Origin of the sequence: Rhodothermus marinus (assembly GCF_009936275.1) — a bacterium.
Lineage (GTDB): Bacteria > Bacteroidota > Rhodothermia > Rhodothermales > Rhodothermaceae > Rhodothermus > Rhodothermus marinus_A.
Map to the genome: position 1 here is coordinate 2,836,443 of NZ_AP019797.1, position 9,844 is coordinate 2,846,286.

A 9,844-nucleotide genomic window follows, 5' to 3' on the forward strand; every position below is an offset into this window, starting at 1 on the left:
TACGGGTAAAACGAAGCGGTGTAATGGCGACCTGGACACTCCTGGGCTCCGAGACGAAACGCCAGCTCCTGTTGCTGCTCAAGCGACGCGGGCAGCTCACGCTCGACGAAGCGGAGGAGGCCACCGGACTGACGCGCCCCACGCTTCGGGAGCACCTGACGCAGCTCGAGCGGGACGGCCTTGTGCGTCGCAGCACCGAACGCCGGGGGCGCGGCCGGCCGCGCCTGCTGTACCGACTCACGCCGGCCGGTGCCCAGCTTTTTCCGAACCGGGACGGCATGCTCCTGGGCCGTCTGCTGGACTTCCTGAAGGAAGAAGGAGCCGAGGAGCTGCTCCGCCGCTTCTTCGAGCGCTACTGGGACGAGCGCCTGCAGGCGGCCCGGCAGCGGCTGACGTCCGCGCAGACGCCGGAAGCACGGCTGGCCGCGCTGCGTGATTTTCTGGAAGAAGAGGGGTTCATGCCCGAGATCGTCGTGTCCGAGCAGGGCGTGGAGATCCGCGAGTGCAACTGTCCGTTTGCCGAAACCGTCCGGCACACGCGTCTTCCCTGCTACCTGGAAGCTCGCTTTTTCGAGCAGCTGCTCGGCCGAGAGGCCGTCCGCGTCGCCTACATCCCCGACGGCAGCCCGGCGTGCAGCTATGCGTTCGATTCCCCGTCCAAGGCGGCTCAATAGGGCGTGCGGTCGGGGTGGTCGAGCCAGGCCTGAAACGGAGCCCAGGCGTCGCGGTCGGGCACGTGAATGAACGGAATGCGGCGTTCGGGTCCCGGTCGTTCCAGTTCGTCGTAGATCAGCGCGTCGTCGAAGCCAGCGCGGGCGGCGTCGTGGCGGGTGGCGGCGTAGAAGACGCGGGCCGGTCGCGCCCAGTAGATGGCGCCCAGGCACATCGGGCACGGCTCGCAGGAGGTGTACAGGTCGCAGCCGCTCAGCTGAAAGTGTCCCAGGCGGCGACAGGCCTCGCGGATGGCCACGATCTCGGCGTGGGCGGTCGGGTCGTTGTCGGTGGTGACCCGGTTCGTCCCGACGGCCAGGATCTCGTCGTCACGTACCACCAGCGCGGCAAACGGCCCGCCGCCCCGGCGGACGTTCGCTTCGGCCAGACGGATCACTTCGCGGATGAAGGCTTCCGGGTTCATGGGCTGTCGAGTTTGCCGATGGGACGCCACACGTGGCCGGGCTCGAGGATGCGGTGCTGGCCGGTGGGGCCTTCGCTGCCGGCCGCGTAGGGTTCGGGCGCCCCGTGCTGCCAGGCCTTCAGCACGGGATCGAGTACGCGCCAGGCCCATTCCACCTCGTCGTGTCGCAGAAAGTGTGTGCGGTCGCCGCGCACGACGTCGAGCAGCAGCTGCTCGTAGGCGCTGAACTCGGGCTCGTCGTCCTGGCGGAACGGGGCCGAGAGCACCAGGTGGCGGGCGTTGAGCTGGAGTCCGGGTGCCCGGGCCCAGGCGTACAGGTCAATGCATTCGGAAGGCTTCAGCCGAAAGATCAGCCAGTTGGCGCTCAGTCCTTCGAGCGGCGTCTGCCGGAACAGGTGCGTGGGCACTTCGCGAAAGCCGATGGCCACCTCGGAGTAATCGGCCCGCAGGCGTTTGCCGCTACGCAGATAGAAAGGCACGCCCTTCCAGCGCCAGGTGTCCACAAAAAACTTGACGGCGGCGAACGTCTCGGTGCGCGAATCGCGCGGGATGTTCGGTTCCTCGCGGTAGCCGGGCACCTGCTGGCCCTGCACGGTGCCGGCCGCATACTGTCCCCGTGCGGCGAAGCGCTCGACGGCCGTCTCGGGGATGGGTCGGACGGCCCGCAGCACCTCCACCTTGTGGTCGCGCAGCACTTCGGGGTGCCAGACGGCCGGCGGCTCCATGGCCGTGAGCGTGAAGAGCTGCATCAGGTGGTTCTGCAGCATGTCGCGCAGCGCACCGGCCTGATCGTAGTAGCGCCAGCGGCCCTCCAGGCCCAGCGTTTCGGCCACCGTGATCTGCACCTGTTCGACGTGGGCCGTATTCCAGACCGGTTCAATAAACCGGTTGGCAAAGCGGAAGACCATCAGGTTCTGGACGGTCTCCTTGCCCAGATAATGATCGATGCGGTACACCTGGCTTTCCTGCCAGTAGCGATGGATCTGGCGGTGTAGCGCCAGAGCCGATTCGAGGTCCGAGCCGAACGGTTTTTCGATGACGATGCGGCGCCAGCCGCCCTCCTCGCGGTGCAGTCCGGCCTGCCCCAGAGCCTCGGCGGCCTCGCCGAAAAGTCCGGGGGGAAGCGCCAGGTAAAAGATGGCCGGGCCGTCCACCAGTTCGGCCAGTCCCTGCAGGTGGTCGGCGTGCAGCTCGCCGGAGCGGTAGCTCAGGCGCGCGGCCAGCTCCTTCCAGGATTTGCGGTCGAAAGCTTCCCGGGCGAACTCCTTCAGGCTTTTCTCGAGGTGTTCGCGGAAGCGCTCGTCGGTCCATTCGCTGCGGCCGTAGCCCACGATGCGCCGGGGCTGCCACTGCGCCCGGACGAACAGCCGGTAGATGGCCGGCATGAGCAACCGGCGCGTCAGGTCGCCGGTGGCCCCCAGAATGACCAGCGTGACGTCGTTTCCGTTCGTCATGGTTCCACCATGTCAGCAGCTTCGCGATCGGCCAGAATGGTGAGCGTCGGCACCGTCAGCCGCCGGGGCGGAAGGTCGTCTCCTGCCAGCAGGCGCCGGAGTGCTTCGCGCTTGGAGGCGCCGGTCACCAGCAGCAGCGCCGTCTCGGTCTGCGAAAGGGCCTGCAGCGTCAGCGTAATGCGCTCGGGTGGAGGCTTGGGCGCCTGGCGAACGGGCGCCACCAGGCCGGTGGCCTCCAGTGCGGGATGGCCCGGAAACAGGCTGGCCGTGTGTCCGTCTTCGCCCAGGCCGAGCAACACCACGCGAAAAGGGAGCAGCAGGGCCACCAGCGCTTCGGCCTCCCGAGCCCCCCGTTCAGGTCCCAGTTCGGCCGGAAGTCGCACCAGCCGGTAGCCACGATCGCCCAGCGCCTCGGCCAGCATGCGGTCGTTGCGTTCGAGGTGATCGGGTGGCACGCAGCGCTCGTCGGTGGGCACCAGCGTGATGGTCGGCCAGGGAAGGTCCATCCCGGCCACCATACGATAGGCCGGCCGCGGCGTGTTGCCGCCGGCCAGCGCCGCCGTTCCGCCCTCCGCGAGCGCCTGCGCCAGTCGCTGCGCTGCCGTTCGACAGGCGGTCCCGGCATCCGGGTAGACTTCCAACTGCAGGTGCGGTCCGTTCATGACGCCGCCCGTTGCACGGGATGCCCGCCGAACGCATGGCGCAGCGCGGCCAGCAGCCGGTCGCCGTAGCGCTCCGGGTCCTGGCTGGCAAACCGCCGGAACAGCGCGGCCGCGATCGTATCGACGGGCACGCCCAGATCGACGGCTTCCTGGACGGTCCAGCGTCCTTCGCCCGAATCGGCCACCACCGGCGCAATGTCGGCCAGCGAGGCATCCTCGCGAAGCACCCCGGCAATCAGGTCGAGCAGGAAGCTCCGGATGATCGTGCCGTGGCGCCAGGCTTCGGCGATGGCGGCCAGGTCGAGCTGGAAAGGCGCCTTGGCCTTGAGCAAAGCGAAGCCCTCGGCGTAGGCCTGCATCAGGGCGTATTCGATCCCGTTGTGGACCATCTTGACGAAATGGCCGGCTCCGACGGGTCCGGCGTGCACCCAGCCGCGATCGGGTCCCGGTGCCAGGTGTTCCAGGATGGGACGCAGACGCTCGATCGCCTCGGGCGGGCCGCCCGCCATAAGGCCGTAGCCTTCCCGCTCGCCCCAGAGTCCGCCCGAGACGCCCACATCGGCAAACAGCAGGCCGCGAGCCTGCAGCGTTTCGGCGCGGCGGAGCGTGTCGCGGTAGTACGAGTTGCCGCCCTCCACGATCAGATCGCCGGCCGCAAGGAGCGGGGCAAGCTGCGCCAGCACCTGATCGACGGGATCGCCGGCCGGCACCATGAGCCAGACCGTCCGCGGCGGTTTCAGCGCCTCCACCAGCGCTTCCAGGCGGTCCACCGTTTCGATACCGTCCTGTGCAAGGCGAGCGCGGGCTTCCGGGTTCGGGTCGTACCCCACCACACGCACTCCGGCGCGGTGCAGTCGCCGACTCATCCCGGCGCCCATGCGCCCCAGTCCGATCATGCCCAGTTCCATCATGCGCTTCGCTTTTTTGCTACACAATACGGCAGGCTGAGCTTTTCCGCCAGCACGCGGGAGCTTTCAAAAAATTCATCAGTAACTCTTTACGAAACGATTGCATTCTGCCATGCGAAGGGTCATCTGCCGGAGCTGGAAGGCGCTGCTGGGAGGGTTGTTGCTTTTTCCGGTAAGCCTCTACGCCCAGTCGGCCGCGCAACTCGTCGACGAAGGGGACGACTGGCTGGCCCGCGGCGCCTATCAGGAAGCCGAGGAGACGTATCGCGAAGCGCTGGAGCTGGACGCCACCTACCTGCCCGCCTATCTGGGCATGATTCGCCTGGCCATGGCCCGCGAAAACTGGCACGAAGCCAGCGACTGGGCCGGCAGGGCGCTAAAGATCGATTCGTCCAGCCTCGCCGTGCATTACTTTCTGGGGATCAGCGAGCGCGAGCGGGCGCAGTACCAGACGCCCTTCCAGTTCACGCACCGCCGCGAGTCGCGCAAGCACTTCGAGTGGGTGCTGGCCCGCGACAGCCTCTACCGGGACGTGCTCTACCAGTACGCGCTGCTCTACCGACAGGACGGGGACTATCCCCGGGCCATCACCCTGGCCGAGGCGCAGGTGCGGCTGCGGCCCGATCTGGAGGAGGCGGCCATCGGACTTTTCCGCATCTATCAGAGCTATCTGAACCACACCGATCTGGACACGGCCGGACGCTGGCTGGCGCAGCATCCCACCGACTATGCCCGCTTTTTCGAGGCGGAACGTCTGCGTCGGCTGGGACGGCTCCGGGAAGCCGACGCCGCGCTTCGGGCACTCGAACGCCCTGATTTTCCCTGGCCCCTTCAGGCCATCGCGCTGATCCGGGCCCGCGTCTGGGCCGCGCTCGACCGGCCCGACTCGGTGCAGGCGATCATCGACCGCGCCATCCGTACCATCAACGGACCGCTGGCCGCCCGCTTTCTCTTTGAAGACTTCAAATACATCTTCAACCTGCAGGAACTGGAGACCTACCGGCGGCTGCAGACGCCCGAGGAATACCGCGCCTTTTTCCAGGCCTTCTGGGAGCGGCGCGACCCGATGCCCGGCCGCCCGGTCAACGTCCGGCTCGTCGAGCACTACCGCCGGCTGCTGGTGGCCGAGCGCGACTACGCATACGACGGCCCGCGCCTCTGGCACAACAACCCGGACAAATTCGGCGAGCTGAACCTGCCGCCCACCTATCACCTGAACCACGAGTTCAACGACAAAGGGTTGATCTACATCCGACATGGCCCGCCGGACGACCGGATCGTGACGGTCAGGGGTGAGGCCAATACGTTTCGTTCGGGTTCGCTGTGGCGCGAGCGGGAATTCGGCATGGGCTGGGTGCCGAACGAGTCGTGGCGTTACTATCGTCCGCGCATGGACTTTCACTTCGTGATCGACGAAGGTGCCACGGGCAACAACTGGCGGCTGACGCCCGTGCTGGCCAACGCGCAGATGATCGCAGACCGGGAGATCTGGGGACCGCCCTACTCCCGCATCATGAGCACGCTGCGCACGAAGTGGGAGGTTGAGGCCGGACTGCGCCCGTTCCAGCCCACCACGCTGGAGCTTTTCGAACTCCGCGAGGAGATGGCGGCCGAAAGCCGGGCGGCCTACACGCAGGGGCTTACGTCCGATCAGCACCGCTGGCCGGCCGACCTGGTGCCGCTCCCGCTGGAGGTGCTGCCCGTGGCCTTCCGGGGCGACAGCGGCCGCACCGAGGTGAACGTGTACTACGCGCTGCCGGCCGCGCCTTTCCGCGAGGTGACCGGCCGCCGCAGTGGCTACACGCCGGCCGAAGTGGGCTTTGCCGTGCACGACGCCGCCTGGCACCCGCTCGTGGCGCAGGTCCAGCAGCGCACAATCCCCATCCTCCCCGATCCGACGGCGGCCATCAACGACTTCATGGCGGTGGCGCTGGCGCCCGGCACCTATCGGCTGACGCTGCACGGCCGCTCGCTCGAGGCCGAACGCCTGCAGGGAAGCGTGCAGATCGAACTGGAGGTGCCGGACCTGAGCGGGCCGGGCCTGCAGATGAGCGACCTGCTGCCCGCCTGGCGCATGGAACCCGCCTCGGGCGCCAGCCGCTTCGTGCGCAACGGCTGGCACCTGTGGCCCAATCCGCTGCGCCGCTTTTCGGTACGCCAGCCGGTCTATCTCTACTTCGAAATCTACGGCCTTACGCCCGACACGCAGGGCCGCACCCGCTACACCACCGAGTACATCCTTCGCCCCACGAAACCCCGTAAGAAGTTTCTGGGGCTTTTCGGCGGAGACGACCGGCCCGTACTTCGCCTCAAAAGCACGCACGAAGACACCCGGACCGACCTCGACGAGCACGCCGAACTGGACGTCAGCCGCGTCGATCCGGGCGACTACGTGCTGGAAGTCCGCATCACCGACGAACGCAGTGGCGCCACCGTCAGCCGCACGCTGGCACTGACCCTGACCGAGTAGGCGCCCGTTTTGTCCGCGACCAGCCCCTTACCATTCGTCCTCGTAGCCGGGGCGGTTGTAGATCTCCGACCAGTCGCGGTGCCCCTCGGTATAGGCCCCCAGACACCAGGTGAACATGAAGTGCACGGGCGGCGGGGCAATCGTGTCGTGGTAGCCGGGCGTGACGTTGATGGCCTGTTCGTCGAAAATGTGCACGTAGGTGCTCACCGGATCCTCAGGCCGGGCGCAGTTCTGGAGCACGAACGGCGTATCGCCGGGGATTTCGCTCTCGCAGCGGAAGTGATAGATCTCTTCCTTGGCCCGGTCGCCCAGCCCGAACGGCCCGTCCGGTCCGTGAAAGTGGGGCGGATAGCTGCCCACGCCGCCCGGCTGGGCCAGGTAGGTGTCACCGAAAAGCAGACGGCAGGCCTGCACGTTCTGATCGACCAGCTTGTAGACGGTGCGGCGTGTCATGGGCCGTTTGCGCCCCAGATCGGCGGCCAGCTCGGTGCCCTCGATGTCCCGGTGACGCACCAGCTGCACGGGGTACTCCGTATGGCATTCGATGGCCCGGAATTCGCTCACGTCGGCCAGCGGACCGTCGGCCTCGACCACCACCCGACGCCCCAGCCCCACGTAGAGCACGTCGCCCTTGCCCAGCGTATAGGTCTGGCCGTCCACAGTGAGCCGGGCCTGCCCCCGGTTCACGTAGAAGACCGCCTCCTCGGTGTCGCCGAGTTGCACCGGGATCGGTGCGTAGCCGGGCGCGTCCGGCTGCAGCGCAATCCGGGCAAAGCGCAGAAAACGGAAGCTGGAGTTTTCGCCGGTGATGATCTCCTCGCGTCGGTTGAGCGCCGGCCGGGCGTCGAACAGCTCGACGGTGCGTGGCGCTTCCTCGCCGGGCATGATCGCCCGTCCGGTCAGCCGTCGCTGAGCCGGCGTTTTCGGTTCCGTCGTTACGAAGGGTCCGATGTCACGGGGTGGTACCATGGGTCGCTGTTGGTCTGATGGTTCAACGTTCAGGCGGCGGCCGGAATGAACTGATCGATCCGGTAGGTTTTACGCACCAGGTCGTAGGCCATGGCGCGCGCCATACGCCGGGCATCCGACATGTCGATGATATGGCGGGCGACCAGCCGCGCCAGGTAGTTTGCATCGATCCGGCGGGCCAGATCGTGACGAGCCGGAATCGAGCAGAACGCCCGCGTATCGTCGTTGAAACCGGCCGTGTTGTAAATGCTGGCCGTCTCGGTGATCCACTCGCGGTAGCGCATGATGCCCTCGATACTGTCGTGGAACCACCAGGCCGGCCCGATCTTGAGCGCCGGGTAGTGCCCGGCCAGCGGCGCCAGCTCGCGCGAGTAGGTGGATTCGTCCAGCGTGAAAACGATCACCGTCAGGCGCGGATCGTTGCCGTAGGTGACGAGCAGTTCGCGCAGGTTGTAGGTGAACTCGGCCTGCACGGGGATGTCGCCGCCTTTGTCGGGGCCGAACCGCTCATAAATGTACGTATTGTGGTTGTAGAACGCACCGGCATGAATCTGCATGACCAGCCCGTCTTCCAGGCTCATGCGGGCCATTTCCATGAGCAGGTGCGCCTCGAAGTCGGCCTGGTCGGCCTCGGTCGCCTCGCCGCGCAGCGCCTTCTGAAAGAGTGTTTCGGCCTGTTCAGGCGCAAGGCGGTGCGTGCGCGGCACCAGCACGGCATGGTCCGTGGCGAAGGCCCCCATTTCCTTGAAGAAAGCCCGACGATTCTCCAGCGCCCGGATGAAATCCTCGTAGCTCCGGATCGAAAAGCCGCAGCGCTGCTCGAGCAGTTGCAGGTGTTCGTGCCAGTCGGGCCGGGCGATTTTGAAGACGGCATCCGGACGGAAGCAGGGAGCCACCCGCCCGGGCCAGCCCGAAGCGCGAATGGCCTGGTGGTGTTCGAGCGTGTCGGTGGCGGCGTCCGTTGTGGTCAGGATCTCGATATTGAAGCGCTCGAAAAGCGCCCGTGGCCGGTACTCGGGCGATTGCAGCCGCTCCAGAATGTGGTCGTAGACGTACTGGGCCGACTCGCCATCGAGCTTGTAGGGCACCTCGAAAACCTCGGCAAATTCGTAGTCGAGCCAGGCGCCCGTGGGCGTGCCGGCAAACAGATAGTAATGTTCGGCGAAGATCTGCCAGATCTTGCGCGGGTCGGTCTCGACCGGCTGCCCGTCGCGCCGCGGAATGCCCAGCGCTTCCAGCGGAATGCCCTGAGAGTAAAGCAGCCGGAAGATGTAGTGGTCCGGTTTGATGATCAGCGACGTCGGTTCCGGGAAGGGCTCGTTCGTCGCCAGAATGGCCGGATCCACATGGCCGTGCGGACACACCAGCGGGAAGGTGCGCATCTCTTCATAGAGTTCCCGCGCTATCCGACGCACCGTCGGATCCGGATCGAAGTACCGATCGGGATGCAGACGAAGCGGTTCCATGTTGCTCGCTCCAGGAAGGTTGGTCGCTACTTAACGGGTTAAGTTATCGATTTTATCCTGAAATGCCAACCCCCGATGCAGATTTCTCCGGTCCTTTTACAGTCCGAGCTGTCGCAGAAAGATCGGAAGCGCCCGCGGCTCCAGCAACAGCGTCAGCAGCAGGCCGCCCAGCGCTCCGCCCAGATGCGCCTCGTGGGCGATGCCCCCTTCTTCGATCCCGCGCCGCACGGCGTAGATCGAGAGCACCACGTACCCGATCGCGAACAGCACGGCCGGAATGCCCACCGGGAAAAAGAACAGATAGATACGGTCGAACGGAAAGAACAAACAGTAGCCGAAAAGCAGGCCGCTGATGGCGCCCGAAGCCCCGACGGCCGCGTAGGTGGGCCGATTGCGGTGCAGCCAGAGCGACAGGCCGTGCCCGGCCAGCTCGGCCCCGAAGTAGATGAGCAGAAACCGCACGGGCCCCATCAGCACTTCCATGGGCCGCCCGAAGAAAAACAGCGTGATCATGTTGAAGGCCAGGTGAGCCCAGCCCACATGCACGAAGCCGGCCGTGATCATCCGGTAGTATTCGCGGCCGCGCAGGATGTGTAGCGGGCGAAACGCCCACCGGTCGATCAGCGACGGATCGACCAGCAGCGCATAGCCGCTCACCAGCAGGTTGATCAGAATCAGCAGCGTGGTCCAGGGTGTCTCCAGGAACATGGGAAAAGGCGGTTACGCTCCAGAAAATTCAATGCGAAGTGTCCGCTCAACGCCCGAGTAAACGCTCCGGAT

The 9,844-nt window shown here is 66.3% G+C and carries 9 protein-coding genes; 2 read left to right on the top strand and 7 right to left on the bottom strand.

What is annotated here, in order from left to right:
- Window positions 1-23 precede the first annotated feature (23 nt).
- Window positions 24-674, top strand: coding sequence for a helix-turn-helix transcriptional regulator (locus GYH26_RS12365; protein WP_161541912.1), 651 nt, complete (start codon window positions 24-26; stop codon window positions 672-674).
- On the opposite strand, the gene GYH26_RS12370 is transcribed toward GYH26_RS12365, so the two are convergent.
- From GYH26_RS12370 to gnd, 4 genes are read right to left on the bottom strand one after another with little or no spacing between them, the layout of a single operon-like run.
- Complete coding sequence (locus GYH26_RS12370) at window positions 668-1,135, bottom strand: nucleoside deaminase (protein ID WP_161541913.1); 468 nt, start codon at window positions 1,133-1,135, stop codon at window positions 668-670. The genes GYH26_RS12365 and GYH26_RS12370 overlap by 7 nt on opposite strands.
- Window positions 1,132-2,589 (bottom strand): glucose-6-phosphate dehydrogenase, encoded by a 1,458-nt coding sequence (zwf, locus tag GYH26_RS12375; protein ID WP_161541914.1) that lies wholly within the window; start codon window positions 2,587-2,589, stop codon window positions 1,132-1,134. Before zwf ends, GYH26_RS12370 begins: the two co-directional genes overlap by 4 nt.
- The gene (pgl, locus tag GYH26_RS12380) at window positions 2,586-3,251 is read right to left on the bottom strand and encodes a 6-phosphogluconolactonase (RefSeq protein WP_161541915.1); all 666 of its coding nucleotides are present in this window, start codon (window positions 3,249-3,251) and stop codon (window positions 2,586-2,588) included. Before pgl ends, zwf begins: the two co-directional genes overlap by 4 nt.
- Window positions 3,248-4,159 (bottom strand): phosphogluconate dehydrogenase (NAD(+)-dependent, decarboxylating), encoded by a 912-nt coding sequence (gene gnd / locus GYH26_RS12385; RefSeq protein ID WP_161542418.1) that lies wholly within the window; start codon window positions 4,157-4,159, stop codon window positions 3,248-3,250. The genes pgl and gnd overlap by 4 nt, the downstream gene beginning before the upstream one ends.
- 112 nt (window positions 4,160-4,271) lie before the next feature.
- Here gnd and GYH26_RS12390 point away from each other — a divergent pair, with 112 nt between their 5' ends.
- The gene (locus tag GYH26_RS12390; RefSeq protein ID WP_161541916.1) at window positions 4,272-6,629 is read left to right on the top strand and encodes a GWxTD domain-containing protein; all 2,358 of its coding nucleotides are present in this window, start codon (window positions 4,272-4,274) and stop codon (window positions 6,627-6,629) included.
- Window positions 6,630-6,656: 27 nt separating this feature from the next.
- Here the strand turns inward: GYH26_RS12390 and GYH26_RS12395 are convergent, their stop codons facing one another.
- The 3 genes from GYH26_RS12395 to GYH26_RS12405 all read right to left on the bottom strand — a co-directional run bounded on the left by GYH26_RS12395 (window position 6,657) and on the right by GYH26_RS12405 (window position 9,772).
- Window positions 6,657-7,598 (bottom strand): 5-deoxy-glucuronate isomerase, encoded by a 942-nt coding sequence (locus tag GYH26_RS12395; RefSeq protein WP_041806401.1) that lies wholly within the window; start codon window positions 7,596-7,598, stop codon window positions 6,657-6,659.
- 29 nt (window positions 7,599-7,627) lie between these two features.
- Window positions 7,628-9,064 carry a glucuronate isomerase gene (gene uxaC, locus GYH26_RS12400; protein WP_161541917.1) on the bottom strand — a complete coding sequence of 479 codons (1,437 nt, stop codon included), beginning with the start codon at window positions 9,062-9,064 and terminating at the stop codon, window positions 7,628-7,630.
- Between the two features lie 96 nt (window positions 9,065-9,160).
- A complete protein-coding gene (locus GYH26_RS12405) occupies window positions 9,161-9,772 on the bottom strand; it encodes a rhomboid family intramembrane serine protease (RefSeq protein WP_161541918.1) in 612 nt (203 codons plus the stop codon).
- Between the last annotated feature and the right edge of the window lie 72 nt (window positions 9,773-9,844).